Annotated in this window: 25 protein-coding genes; 5 read left to right on the top strand and 20 right to left on the bottom strand. The window is 55.4% G+C overall.

Annotation, left to right across the window (positions count from 1 at the left end; all coding sequences use genetic code 11):
• Positions 1 to 20 precede the first annotated feature (20 nt).
• The 3 genes from AC01ZF_RS03210 to AC01ZF_RS03200 all read left to right on the top strand — a co-directional run bounded on the left by AC01ZF_RS03210 (position 21) and on the right by AC01ZF_RS03200 (position 3,332).
• Entirely contained in the window at positions 21 to 1,334 is a 1,314-nt protein-coding gene (locus tag AC01ZF_RS03210; RefSeq protein WP_424677018.1) for a dihydrolipoamide acetyltransferase family protein, read from the top strand.
• Between the two features lie 267 nt (positions 1,335 to 1,601).
• Entirely contained in the window at positions 1,602 to 2,477 is an 876-nt protein-coding gene (locus AC01ZF_RS03205) for a sulfurtransferase (RefSeq protein ID WP_424677017.1), read from the top strand.
• A gap of 93 nt (positions 2,478 to 2,570) precedes the next feature.
• Positions 2,571 to 3,332 (top strand): SDR family oxidoreductase, encoded by a 762-nt coding sequence (locus tag AC01ZF_RS03200; RefSeq protein WP_424677016.1) that lies wholly within the window; start codon positions 2,571 to 2,573, stop codon positions 3,330 to 3,332.
• A 198-nt stretch (positions 3,333 to 3,530) separates the two neighbouring features.
• Here AC01ZF_RS03200 and AC01ZF_RS03195 read toward each other — a convergent pair whose 3' ends face one another.
• From AC01ZF_RS03195 to AC01ZF_RS03105, 19 genes are all read right to left on the bottom strand, one after another.
• Positions 3,531 to 5,114 (bottom strand): NADH-quinone oxidoreductase subunit N, encoded by a 1,584-nt coding sequence (locus AC01ZF_RS03195; RefSeq protein WP_476575112.1) that lies wholly within the window; start codon positions 5,112 to 5,114, stop codon positions 3,531 to 3,533.
• 115 nt (positions 5,115 to 5,229) lie between these two features.
• The gene (locus AC01ZF_RS03190; protein WP_424677165.1) at positions 5,230 to 6,741 is read right to left on the bottom strand and encodes a complex I subunit 4 family protein; all 1,512 of its coding nucleotides are present in this window, start codon (positions 6,739 to 6,741) and stop codon (positions 5,230 to 5,232) included.
• Between the two features lie 57 nt (positions 6,742 to 6,798).
• Positions 6,799 to 8,466, bottom strand: a complete 1,668-nt coding sequence (locus AC01ZF_RS03185) for a complex I subunit 4 family protein (RefSeq protein WP_428113545.1) — start codon at positions 8,464 to 8,466, stop codon at positions 6,799 to 6,801.
• Positions 8,467 to 8,470: 4 nt separating this feature from the next.
• On the bottom strand, positions 8,471 to 10,666 hold the full coding sequence (gene nuoL / locus AC01ZF_RS03180; RefSeq protein ID WP_476575111.1) for an NADH-quinone oxidoreductase subunit L: 2,196 nt from the start codon (positions 10,664 to 10,666) through the stop codon (positions 8,471 to 8,473).
• A gap of 238 nt (positions 10,667 to 10,904) precedes the next feature.
• Positions 10,905 to 11,222 (bottom strand): NADH-quinone oxidoreductase subunit NuoK, encoded by a 318-nt coding sequence (gene nuoK, locus AC01ZF_RS03175; protein ID WP_015940384.1) that lies wholly within the window; start codon positions 11,220 to 11,222, stop codon positions 10,905 to 10,907.
• Positions 11,223 to 11,224: 2 nt separating this feature from the next.
• On the bottom strand, positions 11,225 to 11,878 hold the full coding sequence (locus tag AC01ZF_RS03170; protein ID WP_424677162.1) for an NADH-quinone oxidoreductase subunit J family protein: 654 nt from the start codon (positions 11,876 to 11,878) through the stop codon (positions 11,225 to 11,227).
• 107 nt (positions 11,879 to 11,985) lie between these two features.
• Complete coding sequence (gene nuoH / locus AC01ZF_RS03165) at positions 11,986 to 13,329, bottom strand: NADH-quinone oxidoreductase subunit NuoH (RefSeq protein ID WP_424677161.1); 1,344 nt, start codon at positions 13,327 to 13,329, stop codon at positions 11,986 to 11,988.
• 55 nt (positions 13,330 to 13,384) lie between these two features.
• A complete protein-coding gene (locus AC01ZF_RS03160; RefSeq protein ID WP_476575110.1) occupies positions 13,385 to 14,569 on the bottom strand; it encodes a 4Fe-4S dicluster domain-containing protein in 1,185 nt (394 codons plus the stop codon).
• Positions 14,566 to 15,675 carry an NADH-quinone oxidoreductase subunit D gene (locus tag AC01ZF_RS03155; RefSeq protein ID WP_424677159.1) on the bottom strand — a complete coding sequence of 370 codons (1,110 nt, stop codon included), beginning with the start codon at positions 15,673 to 15,675 and terminating at the stop codon, positions 14,566 to 14,568. Before AC01ZF_RS03155 ends, AC01ZF_RS03160 begins: the two co-directional genes overlap by 4 nt.
• A 97-nt stretch (positions 15,676 to 15,772) precedes the next feature.
• Complete coding sequence (locus tag AC01ZF_RS03150) at positions 15,773 to 16,294, bottom strand: NADH-quinone oxidoreductase subunit C (RefSeq protein WP_424677158.1); 522 nt, start codon at positions 16,292 to 16,294, stop codon at positions 15,773 to 15,775.
• Positions 16,287 to 17,081 (bottom strand): NADH-quinone oxidoreductase subunit B, encoded by a 795-nt coding sequence (locus AC01ZF_RS03145; protein ID WP_015940390.1) that lies wholly within the window; start codon positions 17,079 to 17,081, stop codon positions 16,287 to 16,289. Before AC01ZF_RS03145 ends, AC01ZF_RS03150 begins: the two co-directional genes overlap by 8 nt.
• Positions 17,082 to 17,083: 2 nt before the next feature.
• Positions 17,084 to 17,440, bottom strand: coding sequence for an NADH-quinone oxidoreductase subunit A (locus tag AC01ZF_RS03140; RefSeq protein ID WP_424677157.1), 357 nt, complete (start codon positions 17,438 to 17,440; stop codon positions 17,084 to 17,086).
• Positions 17,441 to 17,659: 219 nt separating this feature from the next.
• A complete protein-coding gene (locus AC01ZF_RS03135) occupies positions 17,660 to 18,109 on the bottom strand; it encodes an FHA domain-containing protein (RefSeq protein ID WP_424677156.1) in 450 nt (149 codons plus the stop codon).
• 3 nt (positions 18,110 to 18,112) lie between these two features.
• Entirely contained in the window at positions 18,113 to 18,829 is a 717-nt protein-coding gene (locus AC01ZF_RS03130) for an FhaA domain-containing protein (RefSeq protein WP_424677155.1), read from the bottom strand.
• A gap of 29 nt (positions 18,830 to 18,858) precedes the next feature.
• Positions 18,859 to 19,536 carry a tRNA (adenosine(37)-N6)-threonylcarbamoyltransferase complex dimerization subunit type 1 TsaB gene (gene tsaB / locus AC01ZF_RS03125; protein ID WP_424677154.1) on the bottom strand — a complete coding sequence of 226 codons (678 nt, stop codon included), beginning with the start codon at positions 19,534 to 19,536 and terminating at the stop codon, positions 18,859 to 18,861.
• The gene (gene tsaE / locus AC01ZF_RS03120; RefSeq protein WP_424677153.1) at positions 19,536 to 20,057 is read right to left on the bottom strand and encodes a tRNA (adenosine(37)-N6)-threonylcarbamoyltransferase complex ATPase subunit type 1 TsaE; all 522 of its coding nucleotides are present in this window, start codon (positions 20,055 to 20,057) and stop codon (positions 19,536 to 19,538) included. Before tsaE ends, tsaB begins: the two co-directional genes overlap by 1 nt.
• A 155-nt stretch (positions 20,058 to 20,212) precedes the next feature.
• A complete protein-coding gene (locus tag AC01ZF_RS03115; RefSeq protein WP_424677152.1) occupies positions 20,213 to 20,578 on the bottom strand; it encodes a hypothetical protein in 366 nt (121 codons plus the stop codon).
• 113 nt (positions 20,579 to 20,691) lie between these two features.
• Complete coding sequence (locus tag AC01ZF_RS03110) at positions 20,692 to 22,179, bottom strand: undecaprenyl-phosphate glucose phosphotransferase (protein WP_476575109.1); 1,488 nt, start codon at positions 22,177 to 22,179, stop codon at positions 20,692 to 20,694.
• Positions 22,133 to 23,032: a glycosyltransferase family 2 protein gene (locus tag AC01ZF_RS03105; protein ID WP_428113536.1), complete on the bottom strand. Its 900-nt coding sequence runs from the start codon at positions 23,030 to 23,032 to the stop codon at positions 22,133 to 22,135. The genes AC01ZF_RS03110 and AC01ZF_RS03105 overlap by 47 nt, the downstream gene beginning before the upstream one ends.
• A gap of 299 nt (positions 23,033 to 23,331) precedes the next feature.
• Between AC01ZF_RS03105 and AC01ZF_RS03100 the strand changes: the two genes are divergently transcribed.
• Positions 23,332 to 24,267 carry a photosynthetic reaction center subunit L gene (locus tag AC01ZF_RS03100; RefSeq protein WP_015940399.1) on the top strand — a complete coding sequence of 312 codons (936 nt, stop codon included), beginning with the start codon at positions 23,332 to 23,334 and terminating at the stop codon, positions 24,265 to 24,267.
• Positions 24,268 to 24,283: 16 nt separating this feature from the next.
• Entirely contained in the window at positions 24,284 to 25,198 is a 915-nt protein-coding gene (gene pufM, locus AC01ZF_RS03095) for a photosynthetic reaction center subunit M (RefSeq protein ID WP_424677521.1), read from the top strand.
• An 88-nt stretch (positions 25,199 to 25,286) separates the two neighbouring features.
• On the opposite strand, the gene AC01ZF_RS03090 is transcribed toward pufM, so the two are convergent.
• The gene (locus AC01ZF_RS03090; RefSeq protein ID WP_424677520.1) at positions 25,287 to 25,904 is read right to left on the bottom strand and encodes a hypothetical protein; all 618 of its coding nucleotides are present in this window, start codon (positions 25,902 to 25,904) and stop codon (positions 25,287 to 25,289) included.
• Between the last annotated feature and the right edge of the window lie 149 nt (positions 25,905 to 26,053).

Genomic DNA, 26,053 nt, shown 5'->3' with positions numbered 1-26,053 from the left:
AATGAATTACGGGAGGCTCCATGGGTGAGATAACCATGCCTCGTCTCTCCGACACCATGTCGGAAGGTACGGTGGGCCGCTGGTTGAAGAAAGTCGGCGATCAGATCGCGGTTGGCGATATCATCGCCGAGATCGAGACCGACAAGGCCACAATGGAATTGGAAGCGTTCGAGGCCGGTGTGCTTCAGCAGATTTTGGTACCCGAAGGCCAAACGGTACCAATCGGTCAGCCCATTGCGATTATCGGCGATGGTTCGGTGTCGGTAGCCACTCCTCCAACCACACCACCGGCGTCAACCACACCTACTTCGTCACCGGCACCGACTCCAGCAACCACTGTTGCCAGCCCACCAGCGCCGACTCCAGCAACCACTGTTGCCAGCCCACCAGCGCCGGCAACCGCCACCGATGACAATGGCCGCATTAAAGCATCACCGGTTGCCCGCCGGCTCGCCGAGGAATTGGGTGTCGATCTCCGCCAGGTGGTCGGCACCGGTCCTGGCGGTCGCATTATCAAAGAGAATGTCGAAGAGTTTGCTGCGCGTCGTAGCGTTGTGACACCTGCAACGGCACCCACCCCCGCCCCGGCGCCCACTCCAGAACCGGCCCGTCCCGCTACACCTGTGACAACACCGGCGCCTGCCTTGGCCGGCGCTGAACCGTTGAGCCGGATGCGCAAAGCCATTGCTCGCGCTATGAACGAAAGTAAGCCGGGTGTACCTCACATCTACCTCACAATAGAGGTCGATGTTGATGCGCTGATGGCGCTGCGTGAGCAGATCGCGGCAAGTGGTATGCGCGTCTCCGTCAACGATCTCGTTGTCAAAGCGTCAGCCAAAGCGCTAGCGAAAGTGCCGGCTATCAACGTCAGCTTTAGCCAGACTGCCGACGGTCAGCCGGGCATTGTGCGCCACAGCCAGATCAACATCGGAGTCGCCGTCGCTCTCGATGATGGTTTGGTCGCACCGGTTGTGCGCGATGCCGATAAGAAGAGCGTGAGCACGATTAGTGCCGAGATCCGCGATATGGCGCTCCGGGCACGCGAAGGAAAAATTAAGCAGAACGAGCTTGAAGGTGCTACCTTCCAAGTCACCAATCTTGGTATGTTCGGCATCATCGAGTTCGGCTCGATCATCTCGGTGCCACAAGCTGCCTCGCTTGCAGTGGGTACGGTTCGTAAAGTACCGGTCGTTCGTGACGATCAGATCGTGATCGGACAGGTGATGAACCTAACACTCAGTGCCGATCACCGTGTGATCGACGGTGCCGTCGGTGCGCAGTATCTGCAAGAGCTGCGAAAGTTGCTCGAAGCACCGATGAGCATCATCGTTTAAGTGAAGGTGAACGCAACGGCGCATCGATCTCACACAACTTGCTGCATTGTTGTACATTTGCACTCCCGCCGGGGGCACACTGCCGCGCCCCCCTACGCTTGGCGACCATTGCGCTCCGCCAGGGGCGCACTGCTGGGCTCCCTCCGCCATTGCACTCCCGCCGGGGGCACACTGCCACGCCCCCTACACTTGGCGACCATTGCGCCTTTGCGTTACCGCGTCACCCACACATTACACCTTCGCTTTTGTCTATGAGGAGAAACATCTATGACACTCACGCTTCCAGCCGGACCACTAGTCGAAACCGATTGGCTAGCCGCCCATCTCGATCACCCACACCTACGCATCGTCGATATGCGTGGTACCGTCTTACCACCCACCGCCCCGAAACCCCACTACTTTGCCCGTCATGAAGACTACGCTCAAGGGCACATCCCTGGCGCCGTCTATATCGACTGGACCCGTGATATTGTCGATCTCGACGACCCAACACCGGTACAAGTCGCCCCACCGGAGAAAATTGCTCAGGAGCTAGGCAAACGCGGCATCGGCGACGATTCGGTGGTTGTCGCCTACGATGACTGGTACTCAATGTTCGCCGGGCGACTGATGTGGGTACTACGCTATTACGGGTTTGAAAACGTGCGGATTCTCAACGGTGGGTTAGTCAAATGGATGGCCGAGGGGCGTCCACTCACGACCGAAGTACCCAATTATCCTCCGGCCACATTCACGCCACAACCACAACCTCACCTCCGCAAAACTGCCGATCAAGTCTTACAAGCTCTCGGCAGCGATCTACTCTTGATCGATGCCCGTAGTGAACAAGAATATCGCGGGTTTGAATCACGAGCTGCCCGCGGTGGGCATATTCCCGGCGCCCGGAACATCTTTTACCAGAGTCTCGTGAGCGGACCACACCAGACCTATCTCTCTCCCGACCAACTCCGCGAACGTTTTCGCGCTGCCGGCATCGATCTCGACACTATCGGTGATCGCGAAGTTGTTGCATACTGCAATGGTGGTGTCTCGGCAACACCGACAGCCATCGCCTTCGAGCTGATAAGCGGTCGCCGCGTTGCTATCTACGATGGTTCGTGGAACGAGTGGGGGAACGATCCCGACAAGCCGCTCGAACAGTAGTTTCATACAACGAAGCTTTACGATTAGACATCGTATGGTGTATCATCGTACCATTCATGTAACGGCTTCTTGCAGATCATTGGAGCAGGTAGTATGACGAACAAACCGTTTGCAGGTAAAGTCGCACTTGTCACCGGCGCTGCATCAGGCATCGGGCGAGCCAGCGCATTAGCATTCGCTCAGCAAGGGGCAAAAGTAGTCGTGGCCGATGTTAATGTGAGCGGGGGCGAAGAGACGGTTCGCATGATCGTAGATAACGGCGGAGAAGCAATCTTTGTCGCCACCGATGTCTCGCGAGCAGCGGAAGTAGAGGCGTTAGTCCGACAAACCGTTGCCCACTTTGGCCGGCTCGACGTCGCTCACAATAACGCTGCCATTGAAGGTGCATTAGCGCCAACCGCCGCCTATTCCGAAGAAGATTGGGATCGCACCATCAACGTAAACTTGAAGGGCACATGGCTTTGTATGAAATACGAGATTTTGCATATGCTCCAACAAGGTGGTGGTGCGATTGTCAATACCGCGTCCGTTGTCGGATTGGTAGGCACAATCGGTCTACCGGCATACTGCGCCGCAAAAGGTGGTGTCGTCCAATTAACGAAAGCTGCTGCTCTCGAATACGCAAAAGCCGGCATTCGCGTCAATGCGGTCTGTCCCGGTGCCACCCACACGCCAATGCTCAACCGTCTCATGGTACAACCGGGAGCCGAAACCGGGATGCTGGCGACCATCCCTCTGGGCCGGATCGGTAATCCCGAAGAGATAGCCGCAGCAGTGGTCTGGCTCTGTTCGGATGCCGCATCGTATGTCACCGGTCATATTATGGTGGTCGACGGTGGTATGATCGCTCAGTAGCAACTCGCTGCTACTGTATACAAAATGAGCGCGAGGTAGCAACCACTCACGACAATCACCAATACCAAAACCACCTAACGGTAACAGACCGATTGTATTCCATTAACAAACCTTCCACACCTACAAATAGGTGTGGAAGGTTTTCATCATCGTATAATCCCATTGCCAACAATGCATGAACGTCAACCGCGGGGATCATCACACCCGTTCTAAGACGCTCAAAATCACATTGGGGAAAATACCTAATACCAACACGCCCACCACAGCGACACTTAATGCTGCCGCAATACCGCGTGGCATCGTAACCGGTGTCGGATCAATTGCCGGCTCGATAAACATCACCTTCAGCAAACGCAGATAATAGTATAAACTGATGATGGTGGTAATCACGGCAATAATCACCAGCCACGTCGCCCCACTCTGCCAACCGGCCATAAAGATGTAGAACTTAGCAAAGAAACCACCAAGCGGCGGAATACCGGCCAGCGAGAGAATACAGACGGTAAACAGTAGTGCCAGCGGTAAGTTACGGCGCGAGAGACCACGTAGGTGATCAAAATCGTCGCCACCGGTCTGGTGACCGATCAAGGCTAACGCACCAAACGCACCCAAATTCGTCAGGCTATAGATGATCAAGTAATACAGCAACGCCACCAACCCCTGCTCACGGTCGAAGGGTTGCGCCGCCGCCCACGCGAGCAATCCCAGCACAACAAAGCCGGCATGCGCAATGCTCGAATAAGCCAGCAGTCGCTTCACGTTCGTCTGTGGCAATGCCGCCAAATTCCCGATTACAACTGTCAGCAAGGCCAGCACTGCCAACACCCCCGTCCAACCACCAGCCTCATCTCCAAACACCGGTGCGCCAACGATTGCCGGGAACGTCTTCGTCAACAGACGGAACAGCAGAATAAACCCCGCCGCCTTCGACGCCGTTGAAATAAAGGCGGTAATCGGCGTCGGTGCGCCTTCGTACACATCAGGCGACCAACCGTGGAAGGGAACAATCGCCAACTTATACCCCATCCCGGCTATGATGAAGAGCATCGCCAACGTTATCAAGCCACCACTAGCCGTAAACGCACCAACCCTATCAAACCGGGTCAGATCATTGAAATTGGTCGCTCCACCCACACCGTTCAGTGCCGCACCAAACGCCAAACTTATTCCATACAACAAGATTGCCGATGAGATGGCACCAAACAAGAAGTATTTCAAACCTGCCTCTGCCGACCGTGCATCATTATGGAAATAACCCGCCAACAGATACAACGGGATAGAGGTCAGCTCGATTGCCAGATAGGCCAGCAGAAATTCATTTGCCCCAACCATCAAGCACATACCGAGTGAAGCGAAGATAATGAGCGCATAAAACTCACCCGGATGTGCATTTGGCCGCACATCGGTGCAGAGTAAACTCGTCAGAAAAGCAGCGCCAATGATCAACAGACGCGACACCATCGTCAGATGATCGGCGATAAAGACTCCGGCAACTGCATCATCACGTGGCCCACCACCTTGTAAATTACGGATCAGATTGGTAAAGAAGTTAACCGGCGCTGTCTCCAGCAATTGGTAGACGTAACCGCTCTGCAAGAGAGCGACAACAAACACCATACCCAACCCGATAGCCGTCAGCGACGCCGATGACTTGACCCGCTCTAGTTGCGCTTCCGGCGTACGTCCCCACCGCTCAAGAATGTCGGATCCTAGCACCAATAGAGCTAGTACTAACAACAGTATCTCCGGCAAGAGACGCGGGATGTCGGCCAGTTGAAACATACGTCCCTCATTGCTCTATGCTAACAACCAATCGCAAATCTATGCCTTTGCGCTCTCGGCGCCTTGGCGTTACCCCTCCGCACCTTTGCGCTCTCGGCGCCTTGGCGTTACCGGGTTACCTTAACGCGACCGCCACTTCACTCAACCGCGCTGCCAACGGACGCACTGCGGTATCGATCAACTCCGTCATCCACGCCGGGTACAAACCCAACCCCACCAACACCACAGCCAAAATCAGAGCACCACTATACTCCTGCCACGTTAGCTTCGGCAGATGTAAAAACTCCGGATTCTTAACCTCATCGTAGAAAACCGCCCACACTGCACGCAGAATATACGCCCCAGTCATCGGAATACTCAGGGCAGCGATCACTGCTACCAACGGATACCGCTCCCAGACCCCGATGAAAATATTGAACTCGGCCCAGAAACCGGCCAATCCCGGCATACCCATCGACGAAAGGCCACCGAGAATGAACATAGCTGCGGCAAACGGCATTACCCGACCCAAACCACCCAACTCTGGCAACTGGCGAGTATGGGTACGGTCGTAAATCATCCGGCCCACCACTGCAAAGAAAAGCGCCGTCATAATTCCGTGCGCAAACATCTGCAAAACGGCGCCCATCAGGGCGATTTGCGTACCGGCAGCGAGTGCCATCACCACCAGACCCATATGGCTTACCGACGAGTAGCCAATGATAAACTTAGCATCGCGCTGCACCATCGCAATACTGGCACCGTACACGACGTTAAAGATGGTGAAGATAACGATAATCGGCAACCAATCACGGGCACCCACCGGCATCAACCACATCGCCGCTCGCAGACAACCATACGCACCGAGCTTCATCAACACGCCAGCGTGGAGCATACTCACCGCCGTCGGTGCCGCCACGTGACCGGTCGGACTCCACGTATGAAAGGGGAACATACCGGCCAGTACGCCAAACCCGATAAACAGCGCCGGGAAGAGTAACCGTTGCAGATCACCGGCAATGAAACCCTGTTCGGCCAGCACCAGCATATTAAATGTGCGCAAACCGCTACCGAAGTACAGGCCGATCATACCGATGATAACCAACGCGCTACCGGCCATCAGAAAGAGGGTCAGCTTCATCGCACCGTATTCTTTGCGCGTACTGCCCCAAATGCCGATCAGCAAATACATCGGCAAGACCGCCAATTCATAGAAGACAAAGAAGAGAAAGAGATCGAGCGCACTAAACACTCCATACACACCGGTAGTAAGTAATAACAACCAAACCCAATACTCCTTAGTGCGCTCTTCAATATTCCAACTCATCAGCGCGCCGGTAAAAATAACGATACCGTTGAGCAACAGCATCGGCAAACTAATCCCGTCGGCGCCGAGCAAATAGCTTATACCGAGCTGGGGAATCCAGTCGAGCTGTTCAACAAACTGGAACCCGCCTTTGACCGGATCGTAAGCCAAAAAGACCAGCAGTGACAAGATCAGCGAAAGCAGTGCAAAGCCGGTCCCGACAATGCGCATCACATCCGGGTAACGGTCTGGAATGAACGCGATAATGATGGCCGGAATCAACATACTGAGCCATATCAAGCTCAGCCACGGCACATCAGCGGAAAGCGTTATCAGCCCCATGCAATCACCTTTGCGCAATCCATCCGTCCTCAACGGGTGGTTCGACTCAATGATGGTTCATCCTGCCAGTACTCGCGTAAAGATCACCACCAACTGCGCGGCTGCGGCATTGCCCAACGCCATCAGCGGGCCAGGATACACACCGATTGCCAACGAGAGGGCCAAAATCGGCGCCATTGTCCAGAACTCTTGCGGTCGCAGATCGGTAATGGTGCGTGGCATCCCAACAGCCGGACCAAGAAAAATGCGCTGGAACATTAATAGCAGCGCCAGTGCAGTCACAACCAACCCTATCACGGCCAGGGCGGTAAAGAAAGGCAACGTCGCCCATGCGCCACGGAAGATGAAGAACTCGCCGACAAAACCGGCCAAACCGGGCAAGCCAAGATTGGCAAAGAGGGCAATCCCCATCACACCGGCAAAGGTCGGAGCACCGGCTCGCAAACCACCTAATCCACTCAATTCCCAACGACCGGTACGCTCGTGCAGCGCGCCGGCAAGATAGAACAGCGCACCGGTACTGAGACCGTGAGCTACCATCTGAACCAATGCACCGTTGATTGCACTTGTGCGCGCATCGATCCCCGCTTCACCCGCTGCGGCAGCCCCGGCAATCGCCAGCATCACATAACCCATATGGTTGATCGACGTATAGCCGATCAATCGCTTTACGTCGCCGTCGACCTGCCCCAACGCACCGAAGGCGCCTGCTACAACGCCTACTACCGCCAACGCAGCCAGCGCTGGAGCAAAGTATTGGGCTGCATCGGGCGTAAAGGGAAGCAGGAGCCGCAGCATACCATACGCCCCCATCTTGCTCATCACCGCCGAAAGCAAAATACTGGCCGCAGTCGGCCCTTCGGCATAGGCATCGGGGAGCCACGTGTGGAACGGCCAAACGGCAAGCTTGATGGCGAAGGCGATAAAGATGGCCCACATCGCAATGCTGCTGTACAGCAGTGGATAACGGCCAAGCGCATTCGTCACCCCAAGCTGGTCGAGATAGGCAAAGAGAATATCTCGCAGGTTGCCGGTTACCCCCTCGACCGGCAAGCCCTGACCCAACCGTCCAAGCGCAATCAGGTCGAAGGTCGGATAACCGGCCTGCCGCATTGCCAGATATATCACCTGGAAGAGTAACAACATGCCCAGCGAGCCGGCCATCGTATACACAAAGAACTTAAAGGCAGCATAGCGACGTTGTTCGCGCCCCCAGTTTTGGATTAAGAAAAAGGCCGGTACTAGACTAAATTCCCAGAAGATGAAGAAGAAGAAGAAATCGAGCGCGACGAAGTAGCCCAGCATCGCTGCCTCGAGCAGTAGCAGTAACGCCAAATGAGCATGTACCCGCTCACTTACTCGCCAACTCGCAACGACTGCCACCGGCGTCATCACTGCCGTCAGCAACACCAGGGGCATACTCAGCCCGTCAACCCCGAGAAAGTAATCAACCCGGATCGCCTGTATCCACGACACCCGCTCAACCAACTGTACGACACCTTGCCCACTCGCTACCGCTTGCGGATCAAACCGTACCCAGATCAAGCCGGCCAAGAGCAACGGCACCCCCGTCCACGCCAGTCCCCCCGCTTTGACCGTCCGTTCATCGAGCTTCATCAACCACGCCAAACCGATCAGCGCGATCCCAACCAATGGCGACAACACCAGTAGCGTCAACCACGGCACACCATCGGCGGCAGGAACGAGATACTCCGGCAGATTCATAGCACTATCGTCCAACTACATACAGCCAAAATACAACCAGCGCCAACAGACCACTAAAGACATAGATCAGATAATCTTGCGCTTTACCGGTCTGCAACCGACGCGCCTGACGGCCACTCCCCTGCGTACCACTCGCCAGTCCGTCCGGTCCGTCATTGAGCAACGTATCGTCAACGATGAAATTGACCTTACCTAAACCAAAGGTAAACCGACCTACGCCATCAACAAGTCCATCAATGAGCTGCCGGTCGAGCAATCCCCATGCAGCAGCAAGACTGGCTGTCAAACGACCAAAGATTGCTGCATACAGTTCATCGATCCGATATTTCGTATGTAGGACAGCAAACAGCGCAGGGGCACGCACTTCAAGCGGATCGCGTTCATCGGCGCGTGCAAAGGCACCGCGATAGCTATACCAACCTACGGCGATTCCGGCCAGCGCAATCAACAACGAGAGACCGGCCACGATCGGATCAAGCTTCGCCGCCTCTTGCCCCCATAGCGTTGCCAGCCAGTGACCAAACGGGGTATCGAACGGCAGATTCAATGCACCGGCAGTAAGCGCAAAACTCGCCAAGATAACCAGCGGGGCAATCATTCGCGGATCTTCATGCCAATGCTCACCGTGATCATCGTGATCATCTGGATAGTGAGCAGAGCCATGATCAGCGTAGGTTAACGACGCATCAGGATTGACAAACACCACCGGATGCACACCACGATACTCGCCGAAGAAGACCAACCACCACTGGCGAGTCATGTACACTGCGGTCAGAAACGCGGCTGCACTCAGGGTCAGATAGACGGCCAGATTGTGCTTGAAGGCGTCCAGCAAAATTTCATCTTTACTCCAGAAACCGGCAAACGGCACGATACCGGCCAGCGCCAGATAACCGGCAGTATACGTCCAGAACGTCCACGGCAAGCGGGTGCGCAGTCCACCCATATTGCGAATGTCTTGCGCCGTCTGCTGAGCGGCATACGCATCGGTGTGATGGATCCGCTTTATTGCCGGTTGCTCCTCCATTGCGTGAATAATCGAACCCGACCCAAGAAAGAGCAGCGCCTTGAAGAACGCATGCGTGATCAGGTGGAACATTGCCGCGACCCAGCCACCCACACCAAGTGCCGCCACCATAAAGCCGAGTTGCGAGAGTGTGCTATAGGCCAGAATGCGCTTAATATCGAACTGCGCCAGTGCAATCGTCGCCGCAAAGAGCGCGGTAAATGCCCCGATAAAGGCTACTACTCCCAACGATGTCGGATCGGCAGCAAAAATGGGGAACGTGCGTGCAACCAGAAATACACCGGCAGCCACCATCGTCGCCGCGTGAATGAGGGCTGACACCGGCGTCGGGCCTTCCATTGCGTCGGGTAACCAGACGTGGAGCGGGAATTGGGCCGACTTACCAACCGTACCGCCAAAGATGAGGAGAGCAATCCCGGCAGCATGGCTCAAACCGAGGACTCCGGTTTCGTTCGCCAACCGTTCGAGGAGTGGTGGAAAGAAGATACCTCCCTCCTCATTGCCGAAGGAGATTCCACCGGCTTGGGCGTAGAGATAGACAATACCGAGCAAGAGTAACACATCACCGATGCGCGTCGTGATAAATGCTTTCACCGCCGCGCGGGCAGCACTGGGTCGTTCATAGAAAAAACCGATCAACAGATATGAGCAGAGCCCCATGATCTCCCACGCCATAAAGAAGAGGAGAAGATTATCGGCCATGCTCATCAGCAGCATTGCCGCCGTAAAGAGCGCGATAAAGCTAAAGAAGCGACTCTGACGGGGATGAGAGGCCATATAGCCGATGGAGAAGAGGTGAATACACGTCGAAGCAATGGTGACCATCGCCAACATTGCCGCCGCCGCCCCATCGATGTAGATACCCATCTGCAACACCGTATCACCGGTCGGTGCCCACGCCCATCGCTGCACCACATTTGGTTCGGGAAATGCAAATGCGCCGTGTTCACCGTGGTGTCCGGCCAGTTGCATCAGTTGACCATCATGGAGGGCCCAACCACCGGCTACCGCAGCCAATAGTCCCAAAGCCAGCACGGTCGCTCCCATCATCAGCCCGGTCGCCAACCATGCACTGGCCATCGCTCGGCGTCGTATCGGGGTCAGCGTAATAATGGCACTTGCCACTAACGGCAACAGTGGAATCAGCCAAGCATTCTGGAGAAAAAATATCATACGCACTCCGGTTCAGATCAACCACACTCTTTAATGATTCACCCGACTGACTAAGCACCAACGCTACCGCCGGTCACCATCCTGCGCCAACGCTGTGCGCCCGCTGTCGACTGCGCTCACGCTGGTGGCGTATTGCCGGGTACGCCAACGCCACTGCCCGCAGGTGTGCACCAACGCCACTGCCCGCGGTTGGGTGCCAATGCTGCGTACCCGCGGTGCCAACCCCGTTGGCGCGCTATTAGCCGCGCAATCGATCAACTTCATCGGCATTGACCGTCACATAATGGCGATAGACAGCAATAACCATCGCCAACCCCACGGCCGCTTCAGCGGCAGCCACTGCAATAATAAAAATCGCAAAGGTCTGGCCGGTGATATAGCGTGGCTCAAAATAACGCCAAAACGCCACCAAATTAATATTGACGGAATTGAGCATTAGCTCAACCCCCATCAACACACCTATCAGATTACGCCGCGACAGCGCTCCAAACAACCCAATGCAGAATAGTGCGGCGGCCAGCGTTAGCACCGCCGGCAATGGCACTGCGTTCAGCATGTTCACACCTCATTCGCCGGACGTGTCTCGCGCGCTACCGGCTCAGCTTCAACCGGTTCAGGAAGCGGTGGTTGGTTAGTACCCGCCCGCAAACGCTTCAATTCCAACTCTTCAGCTAACGTCAGCACACGCCGCCGTCGTGCCCGCTCTTCGAAAGCGATCACGATGGCTCCGATCAGCGCTACCGTCAACAACACACCGACAACCTGAAATTGGAGCAGAAACTCATTGACAAAGCCGCGTCCCAACTCAGCCGGTCCGGCAATTGGCTCAGGCGTCCCTAATGGCGGTGCGGGCGGTACATTCCACTGCTGATTGATAAGAGTCGGCGCCATAACCGTCGCAAAGAGTAAGACGGAGATCGCCAAGACAATCGGCCAGCGCGTCGTGAGTTGGCGCATCCCTTCACCACTGATCTGGCGGGTCAGCATGATCGCAAAGAGGATCAGCACCGACACGGCACCGACATAGACCAATACCTGGACAACGGCCAAAAATTCGGCTTGAAGCAGCATGTACAGTGCGCCGACACCAAAAAAACAAGCGATCAGCCATAGCGCCGAATGGATAACATTCCGCACCGATACAACCATGACTGCCGCAACCAGAATGAAGAGGGCAATGACCCCAAACACAATTTGCACAACGATTTCCATCTCTTGTTCCCGCTGTCTGCATTACGTAACGCACAAGCGTGTACGTATGGCAATTTACACTGTCGCACTCAGCTCTTCCAGCTCAGCCCGACGCCGTTCGGCCCTCGTCATGCGCCACGCGTAACAATTGCGCTTGAACCGCTCAGCTCTTCCAGCTCAGCCCGACGCCGTTCGGCCTGTGACGCCGCATAGATCTGTGTCAACCACAGATAGACTCCAAGATTGATTGCCAGCGTGACCACAAACGCCGCCAGCCAGCGCAGCACCGGCGACCACCCGGCGGTGATCAGCATTCCTTCTGCCGGCCCCCAGCGAATAAATGCGACCCACAGCGCAGCACAAAAGAGGTTAGCCAGCGTGAGGGGAATGAGGAACTTCCAGCCGAAATCCATCAACTGGTCAATACGCAAGCGCGGGAATGCACCACGCAACCAGACCATAACAAAGAAGAAGAAGTAGGTCTTGAGCAGGAAGTAAAAGACGCCCAACACGCCGGCTAAAACGTTAAACACACCGTTGCCATTAGGGTTTGCCGGCGTTATCGCTTGCGCGTACAACCAGTTGACTCCCGGTCCCTGCCAGCCTCCAAAGAAGATGATCGCTGTAATCGCACAGAGGAGGAAATTCAACACATACTGAGCGAGGTAGAATAAACCGAACTTCATGCCGCTATATTCGGTCATATAGCCGGCAACGATTTCTGAGTCGGCTTCGGGAATATCAAAGGGGGTGCGCTCACCTTCGGCCAGTGCAGCAATAAAGAATGCGATAAAGGCTACGAACCCGACCGGCGTAAAGACAAACCAACCGAGGCCAAGATCGGGGATGCCAGGTAGATCACGATTGCTGATCAACAATCCCGATTGATAGGCAATGATCTCATTCAGCGAGAGCGAGCCGACGATGATGACGATGGCAATTAGTGATAGCACTGCCGGTATTTCATACGATACCATCTGTGCCACCGCCCGCATAGCACCAAGAAGCGAGAACTTGTTGTTGCTAGCCCAACCGGCCATCATTAGTCCGACTGCGCTGATCGACGACACGGCAAAGAAGAAGAGCAAACCGGTTGGCAGATCGACCGGCGTCATTCCCGGTCCCCACGGCACGACAGCGAACATCAGGACAGTTGGGGCAACGACCACACACGGGGCGAGAAAATGCACGATCCGATCGGCAGCCTGCGGCACGATGTCTTCTTTGGTAAACATCTTGACGCCATCGGCGATTGGCTGCCAGATGCCTTCGGGTCCAACACGATTAGGCCCGATCCGATCCTGCATCCGCGCAATAACGCGACGCTCGTAGTAGGTGAAAAAGAGCATCTGGAGTGGTGCGACGATCAACACAATGGTGACGATTAAGATGTAGCTTAGCAGACGCAACACCCACTCTGGCCATCCCCAGCCAAACGTACCGTTGATCAAGGCGGCAAGTATATCGTACATCGATCTCTCCGTAACAATTTAGTGAGGTTAACTGCCTAATGCTGCAAACTGTGTGCTACTCCGATGATGATTCATCACCTGATTGTTGTTTCTTCGCCGCATTGGCCGCCCGGATCGCAGCCAGCCGCGCCGCTTTGTCGGTGGGCGCCGCCGCCGGAGGCTCTGCCGATGGCTCCGTCGCCGCAGGTGTCGTCGACTCGCCCGCTGCTGCCCGCTTCGCTGCATTGGCCGCCCGGATCGCTGCAAGACGTGCCGCTTTATCGGTCGGTGGCGCCGCCGGAGGGTCCGCCGGTGGCTCCGTCGCCGCAGGTGTCATCGACTCGCCCGCGGCCGCCTGCTTCGCTGCATTGGCTGCCCGGATCGCAGCTAATTTCGCCGCTTTGTCGGTCGGTGGTGCAGATTCGGTAGCCGGCAACGCGCCATCACCAGCCTGCGCTCCCTTAGCAGCGCGGATAGCGGCTAGCTTGGCCGCCTTCTCTTCCGGTGTCAACTTGCGACCTTCTGTCGTCGGTGGTGTTGCCAGATCTGACGGTGCTGCCGGTGGAGTTTGGGCGGCTTGCGCCGCCAACTCAGCCCTTCGCGCCGCAATCCGCTCGGTCAGGTGAGGTGCAATGCCGATCACATCAGGGCGACGACGGATATTGCCTTGCAATTTCTTCAACGCACTTTCGCGCACCTCAGCCCACATCATAGGTGCAATCTTGGCATAATAGCTGATCGGACGATTGAGCTGCTCTTTATGCACCGTTAACCGAGCGTGATCGTCAGTTGAAAGTTCAAACTCGTGATCCATCTTGATCGCGTCGAAGGGACAGACTTCGGCGCAGAAACCACAACTCATACAGGCATCGTACTCGATAATGAACTCTGCCACCGCCGGCACCGGTTTACCGGTAGCCGGATCTTTCGCCTGCGTCATGTGGATCACCTGTGGCGGACAAATTCGCTCACATTGAAAACATGAGGTGCAGAGTTCGTGGCCAGTCTCATCGTCGTAGAGGAGGATCGGCATGTTGCGATAGGTTTCGGGAATACGTGCCCGTTCCTCTGGGTACTGAATAGTAAACGTACCGTGGATCTGGCTATAGCTCCGGTTGAGCTTAAACGACTCTTTCCAGTGCTTCCAAATCACGGCCATCCCACGCAGCAAGCCACCACCGCGCCGCACCCGCGTATCATCACGCTGCACTTCAATCACGCGCCCGCGCCGTATCTCTATCTCAAATGGAGGTACCGTCATCGATCCACCTCCCCCATCACAATATCAATGCTGCCAAGGATGACGACAATATCGGCAACTTTGTAGCCACGACACATATCGGCCAGTGGCGTTAGATTGATGAACGACGGTGCGCGCACTTTGTAGCGATACGGTCTTGTACTCCCGTCGCTGACCAGGTAGAAACCAAGCTCACCCTTCGGCGACTCGATGCGGGCATAGGCATCGCCAACCGGCGGGCGGATATTCTGGCGTGCTTTCGGATTGATATGCCCACCCTTGGCATCGGGTAACTGCTCGAGCACCTGCTCGATGATTCGCTTGCTCTGGCGCATCTCTTCGATCCGCACCAGAAAGCGGTCGTAGACATCACCAACCTTCCCAATAGGAATATCAAAATCGAACCGGTCGTAGACACTGTACGGCTCGGCTTTCCGTACATCGTAGGGAATACCCGAACCGCGCAGCACCGGACCACTCACGCCATACGACAGAGCCACTTCAGGCGGCAAAATGCCGATCCCCACCGCGCGCTGCAACAAAATTTCATTGTCGCGCAACAATCGCTCTAGCTCGTCGATATACGCCGGCAGAGCACGCAGCAGCTCACGGAGGTTGGGAATGAACTCTGGGGGCAAATCGCGCACGACCCCGCCGAAGCGGAAGTAATTGCACATCAACCGGGCACCGCTCGCCATCTCAAACAGATCGAGAATCTTCTCACGTTCGCGCATACCGAAGGCCAGCGGCGTTTGCCATGCCCCCATATCGTTGATCATAAAGCCGACCGCACTTGCGTGATTCAGAATACGGGTCAGCTCAACCATCAACACCCGGATGTACTCAGCCCGCTCGGGAACTTCGATCCCGGCCAACCGCTCGACCGCCATTGCATAGGCGTGATTGTTCGCCATGGAATTAAAATAGTCGAGCCGGTCGGTATACGGCATATTTTGCAGATATGAATTAGCTTCGGCGATCTGCTCGTGGTTACGATGCAGATAACCGAACACCGGTTTCAGATCAACCACCGTCTCACCGTCAACCGTTACCAACATACGAAACACGCCGTGGGTTGACGGATGTTGCGGTCCAATATTGACTTGCAGCTCTTGAGTTTGGAGCATAACGGCACCGGCTGGTAAGTAAAGGTTAGCAAACGAATACCACTACTGTTGGCAAACACGCATCATCATTCTCTCGACCGGCTCCCCTACCACATCGCTACTCTTCAGCGCCGAGATATTTATCACCTTGGCGAGGAAAATCTTTGCGCATCGGGAAGCCTTCGAACTCGTCCCACATATAAATGCGGTGCAGATAGGGATGACCGGTAAACACTATCCCAAACAGATCGTAGGCTTCGCGTTCGTGAAAATGTGCCGCCGGCCAATACGGCGTCAATGACGGTACAACCGGCTCATCGCGTGGTACGCGCACCCGCAACACAACACTCGAACCGCCGGCCGGATGGTAAAAGCGATAGACGATCTCGAAACAGCCGGCGTAAAGATAATCGACAACTGCAATGTCGGACAAGTAAGCATAGCCGAGCGTATCGCGCACGAAGAGCGCAGCATCGACCAACCGCTGAGGGCGTACCAACGGATCAGGTGGTGCAAACAGAGCGGCGGGAGGGCCATGCTTAGGCGGCGGCGAAATTGCGATCGGTTCTGGTTCGAGCAGCGCATCGGGCAGTGCCGCAGCCAATTTGGCTTTCAGTTCGGTAGACGTCAACTCAGGCATTGCTCACCTCACCTCGCTTGAGATCATCTGCGGCGATTTCCGGTGATACACCGCGAGCCTTCAACGCATGTTCCAGCTCGACTTCCGGATCCATAATCGGGAACTGACGCACCACTTCAGGATGTTCAATCTGACCTGATCGGTGTTCGCCATGACTCGGTGAGGTATAGGGGCTAAGTAACGGCAGGCCACCCACCGGATCGATCAATTTACCATCGATTTCCAAACCTTTGGCGCCAAACGTTGGCACCGGAAAATCGGTTGTCTGCGGCTTGTCCCCTTCGCCGTACCAACGTACTCGCCCCAACTTCTGGCGATCGATCTGTTCTTGGAGCGTCATCAGTGCATGGAGCAACGCCTCAGGCCGTGGTGGACAGCCGGGCACATAGACATCGACCGGGATCAGCAGATCGATCCCGCGTAATACGTTATAGCCATCGCGAAAGGGACCACCAGAGGTAGCACATGCCCCCATCGATATGACATAGCGCGGTTCGGCCATTTGGTTGTACAGCCGCACGACCTGCGGCGCCATCTTCTTGGTAACGGTACCGGCGACGATCATCAGATCGGCTTGCCGTGGCGACGCCCGAAACAACTCAGCGCCAAACCGCGCCACGTCGTAGCGGCTGAGGCCAAATGCCATCATTTCAATCGCACAACACGCCAATCCGAACGCCATCGGCCAGATCGACGAGCGGCGTCCCCAGTTATAAAACCGATTGACGGTAGTCAACAGGATACCCTGCCGCTCAAGTTCGAGCTGGTTTGGATCAATGTCGGCCATAGTCACACCCACTCCAGAGCACCTTTGCGCCATTCGTAGAGCAAGCCGGCAAATAACATGAGGAGAAAAATCGTGGCTGCAATGAGACCATACAGGCCTACTGAATTAAATGCTACTGCCCACGGATACAAAAAGACAACTTCAATGTCGAAGATCACAAAGGCGAGGGCATAGAGATAATACTGTACCTTAAACTGAACATGGACATCACCGATCGCTTCAAGACCGCACTCGTAGGTGCTCGTCTTGAGCGGGGTTGGTCGTTTGGGGCGTAGGAAGAAGGCCAGCACGAGTGGAATCAGTGGAAAGCTGATTGCAGCAATAAGGAAGATGCCTATCAGAGCATAGTCGGCGAGCATCGCCTCTCCTCCTAGTACGTGAATAGCGTGAAAGCAATGAGAAGTATATCACAAATTGTCTCGACAGATATACGCGCTCTGCAACCTAATCAATACTGTTTTGTGAAGAAATGAATGCACTGATTCGATAGAGATACGCAATACCGGCGCGCTCCAAACACCGAGACAGCGCTAGTAGAGATTGAACGCTAGCTTAACGAAGATCAACTGAAAATTATCTTATTCCAACCGTAGCTCAACCCGTCCAACCCGGATAGTATCACCGGGATGCACTTCGGCTAGGCCGGACACTTCAAATCCATTCAGGAAGGTACCGTTGGTACTGTTGAGGTCTTCGAGGATCCAGACATCACCTTGGCGGGCGAGACGTGCATGCTCACTCGACAGAAAGTTATCGTTCAGCACAATATCGCAATGCGGGCTGCGTCCGATAAGCGTCACCGGATTAAGGGGAAACACTTTACCGACCACAACCCCACTCTGACCAGATCGCGTAACGACCAGTTGGCCGTAGGAGTTAGCAGCCACCGGTGCAGCATGCGGACTGATCAAATCGCGGCGGATGACCTGTACCACTTGCCAGAGAAAGAAATAGAGCAGAAAGACAACCGCAACTCGGAGCAAGAGCAAGATAACGCCGATTGAGATGCTGGCGATATCGGAAATCATCGGCTAGCCCTCGCGAAAGATCAACTCAAGCCCCCCTAATGAAATGACATCACCATCGCGCAACGCGCGTTCGGCAATACGCTCACCGTTCACGAAGGTACCATTGGTGCTACCAAGATCCGTCAACCAGAACCGGCGCTGACGATAACGTAACTGCGCGTGTTTGCGCGAAACACGGGTATCTTCCAAGATAATATCGTTATCGAGTCCACGCCCAATCGAGACCATCGTCGTCGCAATCGGCAACGCCTGTGACGTATCACCGGTTTGCAAGAGCAAAAACGCACCTGAAGAGCGGCCGGCCGCCTGATCGCCCTGCATTATCTTAGTCATATTTGGCTGATCGACCTGATTGCTTCCCATCTCGGCTACGACCTGAATCGAGCGACGTGGCACCGCCGGGTCTTCAGCCAACACTACCCGCGGCTGTTCAAGCAGGACAAAATCACGTTCGGAGGCCAGTTCGCTGAGGTACGTCGCTAGCTCCTGCTCGAGCTGCTGACGTATCGGTTGAAAGGCGGCAAAATCTTGCGGATGGAGGTACGCTCGGTAGAAACTCGGTACGATCACCCGTTTCACGCTAATCCGTTGGTCACTCTCCATTGCCTTTTCAAGACGGCGGGCAATCTCAACCGGCTGGATCGAGCTGCGAAACATACGTGCCATCGATCCTTCTACCAGTTGTTCCATAAACTGTTCGAAGCGACGCAGCGCAGACATAGCTCCTCGTAAAGCTGTTCAGCCTGTGATCATGCCTCAACTACCGGTGCGCGTACCGGTTCGCCTAGATAGATCGGTTCAAGCGTGGCCAGATCATCGTAATGTCGTTCAAGATGACGCTGCCACGCTAATTCGGCCAAAAAGGAGGGCCGACGCAAACGAGCTGCCGGTGTCGGAAAGACGGCTCGTTCGCCCAGGCCACGTTGCAATCCGGCGATTGTCGCCGAGTCAAGATCACCACAAAAGAACGCCCCCTCACTTACCATAGCACAAAGCTCACTCAGTGTGAGGTTCCGATCCGGCCCAAGCCGCTCGAGTCGATCACGCACGGCAAACGGTGCGGTCGCGTAGCGTTCACGCCCCAAGCGAATCAGAGGGTAGACCGGTAGCGGTGAAGGCAGGTACTGATAGGCTAATGCTTCGAGAGTGGCAATTCCGATCAACGGCAGATCCCCGGCCAATGCCATACCCTTTGCCAAGCTCAACCCGACCCGTAACCCGCTCCAGCTCCCTGGCCCTAAGCTGACGGCAAGCACCGTTAGATCGGCCGGCGTCGCACCAACATACCGCAGCAGCGTATCAATCTGCGGTAAGAGTTGGGCAGTATGATTACGCCCCGATTCCCACACACTTTCCGCAAGCGGACCGTTTGGGCCATAGAGAGCCAAACCGGTCAGCGCAGTAGCTGTATCAATCGCGAGCAACATCAGCCGAACGTTGCCTCCTTAAACGTTGCCAACAGATCACGATAGCGCTGACCACGTGGCATCATGCGAACCTGCCGCTTCGTTTCACTCACATAACTGAGAACAATCTGCAAATGTTCAGACGGCAACGCCACTGCCGCACGCTCAGGCCACTCGATCAAACAGACACCTTCGGTCATCAACAACTCATCAAGCCCGATAGTCGAAAGTTCGCGTACTCCATCGAGCCGGTATAGATCAACGTGGTAAATCGGTACCCGATGATGGGCAGCATCGGCACGATATTCATTGATCAAGACAAACGTCGGACTCGTGACCGGGCCATCGTACCCCAAACCACGGGCAATCCCCTTGATCAGATGCGTCTTGCCGGCGCCGAGCGGTCCCGATAGCAAGATCAGATCACCGGCGCATAAGAGCTGACCAAGGCGTGTGCCGATCCGTTCGGTTTGAGCCGGACTATGACTGATAAAATCGAGATCGTGCGGCGTTTGCGCCGCCGGCAATATTTGATCGGTCATGGCTTTATTGTACCATAGCCACTACCGTACCATTATGCCAGCTATGGGGAGCCTCAATGTGAAAGCAACGTCACAACATCGTAACGTAATGTTGTGATGCTTGGTATGCCGCAGCGGAAGAGGAGTAGACGACCGAAAGCTACCGCGAGAACAACTCACCCAATATCGATCACCGGATTCATCCCGCTTGTGGTAAGCGGAGCTGCCGGCGGCAAATCGTTCGCTAGGGTAATTGAGACAAAACGCAACTCTTGCGCAGTACGACGGGCTTCGGCGCTAAAACCACCATCAACCGCGATCAGGAGACCGCGATTCAGACGACGCAGAAAGAGTATCTCGGCAAAATCTTGGACATCAGCCGCAGTCAACAGTGCCCGACGTTGGATCATCACGGCAAACAGCTGACCAGACGGTTCGGCAAGCACCAACAAACATCGGGTCGCACGCAACTGTTCAGCGGCGACAACCTGATAACCAAGCCGGCGAGCATGGGCGGCAGCTTCACGGGCAATCACTTCCATAATATCCTCCTCCATTGAGGACTCAGGCCTCGTGCGTGAGCAACGGGGCATTACGCTGATGGGGGAGAGTGATATGCATAGTATACCATACTTTTAACAATATTTGTACAATATTAGTACGCATTCTCTTGCCGACCGGTGATAAAGTTGATGATCGTGCGCAAAATAATCTTGATATCGAAGAGCAGCGACCAATTTTCTACATAATATAAGTCGTAGCGAGTACGCTCTTCGATACTGGTATCACCGCGTAATCCATTCACCTGCGCCCACCCGGTGAGGCCGGCTTTTTCTTTATGACGGCGCATATAGCGGGGAATCTGCTGGCGGAATTGTGCGACCCAGTGGGCCTGCTCAGGGCGCGGGCCAACAATCGACATCTCACCGATCAGCACATTGATCAACTGCGGCAACTCATCGAGGCTCGTCCGGCGGAGCCAACGACCGACCCGGGTCACGCGCGGATCGTTCTGCACCGTCCACGTCCCAAACTTCTCGGCATCGGGACGCATCGTCCGAAACTTAATCATCCAGAACGGCTGCCCATCAAGTCCCACCCGTTCTTGTAAAAAGAAGATAGGGCCACGCGATTCGAGCCGGATGGCCAGCGCGATCAGCAGCATCAACGGCGCGGCGAAGAGGAGCACCAGCGACGCCACCACCAGATCTAACCCTCGTTTGAGTACACGGTTTAGCGGATTATCGAGGGCAGCATTTTTGACACTTACCAGCGGTAAATCGCGCAAATCGCCAATCGAGACACCGTTGTTGGTGATCAGTTGGAAGGTGTCAGGGTAAACTTTAATCGCAACCGACTCATCTTCGGCCAGCGCAATCACCTCGACCAAATCTTGGGACGACCGACCGGAGAGGGCGATGATCACCTCATCGGCGCGCGTCGCCCGGATAGCGCGACAAATATGTTCGGTGCGTCCCAATACCGGTAAGCCATCAACCACTTCGCCGATCGGCACCGTATCGGAGAGAAACCCTTGGACGCGATAACCCAATTCCGGTCGCCGTCGGATTGTATTCCACACGAGGCGACCGGGTTCACGCGCACCGACGATCAAGACACGGCGGGTATCAATATCAAAATAGCGCCGCAAGACGTAGACCATCACCCGATGGATAAACCGGCCAACCAGACAAAATCCTACTGCCAACAGCCAGCCTTGAAAGAGAATGTCACGCGTCCACGGCAACTCTTCGCCACCAAACTCACCGATCAGGGCATTGACGAAGATCACCAGCACCAGCGTAAAAGAGATGGCGGTCACCACCTTCACCGCTTCATCAAGACGTGAGGCACCGCGCTTCATCTCGTAGAGGCCATGGCTGGCAAACACGATCAGTGCAATGAGGGTCCCTACGACGGTGAGACGCAACGGCGTGAGCGGATCGGCAGGCGGACGAAAACCGGCAGCGACAAGCGAATCGGCGCCAAGGGCATACGCCATCTGCGCTGCCAGATTCAGCGCCACCAGATCGAACACGACTAACAGTAAGCGCAAAAGGGCACGCCATGCGCGCGGACGCACCATCGTCCGGGTATTAGCCGACGCGGCGTGCGCTGGGTGGGAGGAGGAGATTGCGGCCAAGTGCCCACAGCTCCTTTATCGTAATACCAAACTCGATCAAGCGATTCACCAAGGCCGGTGTCGTCGCCGCGTAATGCTTACGATGGAACAGCCGCATCGCATTATAAAACGCTCGGATCGACGGGATTGGACGACGACTCGAAGCGGCCCGTTTATAATGATACACTGTCACGCCCGGGTAGTAGACAATTTTCCAGCCGTACTGTTTGATCCGGTAGGCCCAATCGAGGTCTTCCCCATACATAAAAAAGGCTTCATCGAGCAAACCCACCTCGCGTACCACCGTCGTGCGCACCATCATGCATGCACCGACGACCGAATCGACTTCAGTCTCGACATCGGGGTCGAGATAGGTCATATTGTAGGCGGCAAACCGGCGACTGCGAGGGAACAGACGTGACAGCCCAAAGAGGCGATAAAACGCGACGGTCGGGGTGGGGAAGCTACGCCGACACGCCAGATCAAGTGAACCATCGGGCAATAGTAACTTGGGACCAACCGCACCCACTGCCGGATGCTGTTCAAGATACTCAACCAAACCGTCAAGTGCGCCCGGCGGGACCACCGTATCGTTGTTCAGGAGCAAGATGTAGTCTGGCGGATCGGGTAAGGCGAGGATTTGCCGCAGGGCGAGATTATTCCCGGCTGAAAACCCACCGTTCACCGGACTTTCGATCAGATGTACCCATGCAAAGCGCTCGCGGACAAGCGTAGCACTGCCGTCGGTGGAAGCGTTATCAACCACCCAAACGGAGAGATGACAGCGGGCGGGAGCGGCTGCAATCGATGCCAGGCAATCGGCAAGCAGATCGGCTCGATTGTAGTTTAAGATTACCACCGCAAGACTAGCCATCTTCCACCTGTTGTATCCGAGCAAAGACGCCAACTCTTCCTCAGTATACCATAGGTCGCTCTTGTTATATATGCAAGAAGTGAACAGAAGCTGTTCAAGAGGCAACTAATAAGATTTAAGGCTTTATAATGCAAAATTAAATAACGACACCTGAAGCTTGACAATGCCTATTAAGCGTATTATACTGGCCGGAAAGGGCGTAAGATTTTGCTTATCATTACACACAGTTAGGATGTGGCAGCGAACCGGCGTAATCTCTCAGCCGATCGTAGTGCCAGCCGCTAGCAGAGGGAGTCGCTATGAGCAGAGCAAAAGCGAAAGACCCCCGCTTTCCCGACTTTTCATTCACCGTCGTTGAAGGGGCACGAGCAACGCGGGTGCCGGGAGGGCGCACGATCGAAGAAATCGAGCCGGAGTATAAGATCAAGGGGCGCACTACCTTCAGCGCGATCTTTCGTTACGACCCCTTCGATTTCTGGGTTGGGCCGTTTTACGTTGGATTCTGGGGTTTCGTCTCGGTGATCGGGATAATCTTTGGTTCATACTTTTACATCAACGAGACGATACTGAAAGGGCCTTACTCCTTCCCACAAAACTTCTTTGCCGGGAGAATTGACCCACCACCGGCCGAACTCGGTCTAGGCTTCGCAGCGCCGGGCGAACCGGGGTTTGCGTGGCAGATGACGGTGCTATTCGCAACAATCGCCTTCTTCGGCTGGATGATGCGGCAGGTGGACATTAGCATGAAGCTCGATATGGGCTACCACGTGCCGATTGCCTTTGGCGTCGCCGTCTCGGCGTGGACCGTGCTCCAGATCATCCGCCCAATTGCCCTGGGGATGTGGCACGAAGGATTTGTCCTCGGTGTGATGCCACACCTCGACTGGGTATCGAATTTTGGCTACCGCTACAATAACTTTTTCTACAATCCGTTCCACGCCATCGGCATTACCGGTCTATTTGCCTCGACATGGCTACTGGCCTGCCATGGTTCCCTCATCCTCAGCGCTGCCCAGTATCGCGGCCCGGAAGGTGGCGACATCGAGAACGTATTCTTCCGCGATGTGCAATACTACTCGGTCGGTGAAGCCGGTGTGCATCGCCTTGGGTATATCTTCGCTATCGGCGGCATTTTGTCGGCCGATCTGTGCATCTTACTATCAGGCTGGCCAGTGCAGGATTGGGTGAGCTTCTGGAATTTCTGGAACAATCTCCCCTTCTGGAGCGGCGTCTAGAGAGGAGTACATTGGTATGGCGACCATGGACATGATGCCGGGCGATCTGGAACTGGGGCGTGATCGCGGACGAATCGGTAAACCGATTGAAATTCCGCTCCTCGAAAACTTTGGCTTCGATAGCCAATTAGGCCCATTCTACCTCGGCTTCTGGAATACAGTTGCGTACATCAGCGGCGGTATTTTTACCTTCATCTGGCTGTTTGTCATGCTGTCGCAGGTGAACTTTAACCCGGTGGCGTTTATCAAGTATTTTGTCGTCCTGCAAATCGATCCACCATCGTCACGCTATGGATTGAGCTTCCCGCCGCTGAATGAGGGTGGCTGGTGGTTGATTGCAACCTTCTTCCTTACCCTGTCGATCTTCGCGTGGTATATGCATATCTATACCCGCGCGAAGGCGCTCGGTATTAAGCCCTATCTGGCTTACGGTTTCACCGGTGCAATTGCGCTCTATCTGGTGATCTACATTATCCGTCCGGTCTGGATGGGCGATTGGTCGGAGGCTCCGGCCCACGGGATTAAGGCGCTGCTCGACTGGACGAACAACGTGAGCGTGCGTTACGGCAACTTCTACTACAATCCGTTCCACATGCTCTCGATCTTCTTCCTGCTCGGCTCAACCTTGCTATTGGCGATGCACGCCGGCACAATCTGGGCATTGGAGAAGTATGCGGCTCACGAGGAGTGGAATGAGATTCAAGCTCCCGGTACCGGTACCGAGCGCGCTCAGCTCTTCTGGCGCTGGTGCATAGGCTTCAATGCCAATGCCTACTCGATCCACCTGTGGGCGTTCTGGTTTGCGTGGCTATGCGGAATTACCGGCGCACTCGGTGTCTTCTTCTCGATGCCTGATTTCGTCAATAACTGGTTCCAGTGGGGTGTCGAGGCCGGGATTGCGTATCCACAAGGACCGACACCGCTACCGTAGTGGTTCATTGAATACCCTTCCTTCCTCCCGCCCCCTCGTCCACCACTGGTGGGCGAGGGGTGCGTTTTGTAGTAGAAGGGAGAGCCACTTAACGTGGGGAGAACTCGTTCACCCGCTCGACCGACACGCTCAAGGCGAGCGCCATAGCATTCACCAGCGGTTGTAGAGCTGCCGGCACGACGGCACTATCAATGATCCATACTTCGTCGCCAACGATCATTTCGAGTGCCAATACCGGCTGTAAGCGACGAATAAACCCACCGGTCACTATCCGATAAGGACGTAGCCGCAACCCCTGAATACTGGCCCGTTCAATCTGCTGCTCGCGTGGCCGTCCAACCCGGCTGGTCTGACGGATGGTGAAGGTTTCGGCATCGAGTATGATTTCGTTGGTCGTCGTCGCAATTGCATACCCACCAACGAGACGTTGAATGGCTAACCCGCCAAACAGCCCACCAACGGCGGCACTCAGACCGGCAGTCGCAAACCCTAGCTCTTGCACGGCGGCCAGGACACCGGCAATGAGCGTAACCGCAGCGATGATCATCAGTACACCGCCACTCACCAACAAAGGAATTGCTGCACTGCGATTGGCTTGTGGGTACGATTGCAGATGGAGTCGCTCCGGTTCGGCATGGATCACCTGATAGTAAGGAACTGGGCCAAGACGGCGACCAAGACGCTGGCGGAACGGTGAAGCGGTCATTGCTACAATCCGTCTCTCTAGCTTGTCGGGCGAAGCTGCTACACTACCGGCGGCAACGCTGCTATGTCAATCCTACCATACTCACGCAAAAACAATGGAGGTGTGTGACGGTCAGTGCGCGCAGTACCATCTGTCATTGCGAGCGTAGC

This window comes from Chloroflexus sp. (assembly GCF_056331925.1).
Note: the sequence above shows the minus strand (reverse complement) of the source record. Positions and strands in the feature narration are given on the sequence as shown.

Coding starts and splice junctions, on each gene's coding strand:
- AC01ZF_RS03210 (WP_424677018.1), top strand. CDS start 21: ATGGGTGAGATAACCATGCCTCGTCTCTCCGACACCATGTCGGAAGGT.
- AC01ZF_RS03205 (WP_424677017.1), top strand. CDS start 1,602: ATGACACTCACGCTTCCAGCCGGACCACTAGTCGAAACCGATTGGCTA.
- AC01ZF_RS03200 (WP_424677016.1), top strand. CDS start 2,571: ATGACGAACAAACCGTTTGCAGGTAAAGTCGCACTTGTCACCGGCGCT.
- AC01ZF_RS03195 (WP_476575112.1), bottom strand. CDS start 5,114: ATGTTTCAACTGGCCGACATCCCGCGTCTCTTGCCGGAGATACTGTTG.
- AC01ZF_RS03190 (WP_424677165.1), bottom strand. CDS start 6,741: ATGGGGCTGATAACGCTTTCCGCTGATGTGCCGTGGCTGAGCTTGATA.
- AC01ZF_RS03185 (WP_428113545.1), bottom strand. CDS start 8,466: ATGAATCTGCCGGAGTATCTCGTTCCTGCCGCCGATGGTGTGCCGTGG.
- nuoL (WP_476575111.1), bottom strand. CDS start 10,666: ATGATATTTTTTCTCCAGAATGCTTGGCTGATTCCACTGTTGCCGTTA.
- nuoK (WP_015940384.1), bottom strand. CDS start 11,222: ATGCTGAACGCAGTGCCATTGCCGGCGGTGCTAACGCTGGCCGCCGCA.
- AC01ZF_RS03170 (WP_424677162.1), bottom strand. CDS start 11,878: ATGGAAATCGTTGTGCAAATTGTGTTTGGGGTCATTGCCCTCTTCATT.
- nuoH (WP_424677161.1), bottom strand. CDS start 13,329: ATGTACGATATACTTGCCGCCTTGATCAACGGTACGTTTGGCTGGGGA.
- AC01ZF_RS03160 (WP_476575110.1), bottom strand. CDS start 14,569: ATGACGGTACCTCCATTTGAGATAGAGATACGGCGCGGGCGCGTGATT.
- AC01ZF_RS03155 (WP_424677159.1), bottom strand. CDS start 15,675: ATGCTCCAAACTCAAGAGCTGCAAGTCAATATTGGACCGCAACATCCG.
- AC01ZF_RS03150 (WP_424677158.1), bottom strand. CDS start 16,294: ATGCCTGAGTTGACGTCTACCGAACTGAAAGCCAAATTGGCTGCGGCA.
- AC01ZF_RS03145 (WP_015940390.1), bottom strand. CDS start 17,081: ATGGCCGACATTGATCCAAACCAGCTCGAACTTGAGCGGCAGGGTATC.
- AC01ZF_RS03140 (WP_424677157.1), bottom strand. CDS start 17,440: ATGCTCGCCGACTATGCTCTGATAGGCATCTTCCTTATTGCTGCAATC.
- AC01ZF_RS03135 (WP_424677156.1), bottom strand. CDS start 18,109: ATGATTTCCGATATCGCCAGCATCTCAATCGGCGTTATCTTGCTCTTG.
- AC01ZF_RS03130 (WP_424677155.1), bottom strand. CDS start 18,829: ATGTCTGCGCTGCGTCGCTTCGAACAGTTTATGGAACAACTGGTAGAA.
- tsaB (WP_424677154.1), bottom strand. CDS start 19,536: ATGTTGCTCGCGATTGATACAGCTACTGCGCTGACCGGTTTGGCTCTC.
- tsaE (WP_424677153.1), bottom strand. CDS start 20,057: ATGACCGATCAAATATTGCCGGCGGCGCAAACGCCGCACGATCTCGAT.
- AC01ZF_RS03115 (WP_424677152.1), bottom strand. CDS start 20,578: ATGGAAGTGATTGCCCGTGAAGCTGCCGCCCATGCTCGCCGGCTTGGT.
- AC01ZF_RS03105 (WP_428113536.1), bottom strand. CDS start 23,032: ATGGCTAGTCTTGCGGTGGTAATCTTAAACTACAATCGAGCCGATCTG.
- AC01ZF_RS03100 (WP_015940399.1), top strand. CDS start 23,332: ATGAGCAGAGCAAAAGCGAAAGACCCCCGCTTTCCCGACTTTTCATTC.
- pufM (WP_424677521.1), top strand. CDS start 24,284: ATGGCGACCATGGACATGATGCCGGGCGATCTGGAACTGGGGCGTGAT.
- AC01ZF_RS03090 (WP_424677520.1), bottom strand. CDS start 25,904: ATGACCGCTTCACCGTTCCGCCAGCGTCTTGGTCGCCGTCTTGGCCCA.